Genomic DNA, 450 nt, shown 5'->3' with positions numbered 1-450 from the left:
GCGAAGGGCCGCGCAGTCCGGCAGGACAGAGAGGGGGGCGAAGGATCTCGGCATAAGCGACCTTGGGTCTTGCCCGCGATCACCCCCTTTTCAACGCCTTCCCCAGCTTGAAGAACTCCCTCCACGGATCGGCCTTCTTCAGCTGTGCCAGCGTCGTCTCGTCCCCAAGCGGGAAGGCATTCGGCGCAAGGCCCTTCTCGATCTCGGGCCAGGTCACCGGCATCGATATAGTCGCGCCCTTCTTGGCGCGCGAGGAATAGGGCGCGACGGTGGTCGAGCCGCGGCCGTTGCGCAGATAGTCGACGAAGATTCTTCCGGTGCGGGCCTTCTTGGACAGCGTCGCCGTGTAGCGGTCGGGCGCCGCCTGCTCCAGCGCACGGGCGAAGTCGTGGGCGAAGTCCTTGACCTCGTCCCATTCCGCCGAGGGCTTCAGCGGCACCAGCACATGAT

General features: G+C 65.6%; 1 pseudogene. It reads right to left on the bottom strand.

From position 1 onward, the window contains the following. Positions 1-79 precede the first annotated feature (79 nt). Positions 80-450: pseudogene (locus tag EOA27_RS39900) on the bottom strand (ATP-dependent DNA ligase); the annotation flags it as partial.

It is taken from the genome of Mesorhizobium sp. M2A.F.Ca.ET.037.01.1.1 (assembly GCF_003998075.1).
Classification (GTDB): domain Bacteria; phylum Pseudomonadota; class Alphaproteobacteria; order Rhizobiales; family Rhizobiaceae; genus Mesorhizobium.
Note: the sequence above shows the minus strand (reverse complement) of the source record. Positions and strands in the feature narration are given on the sequence as shown.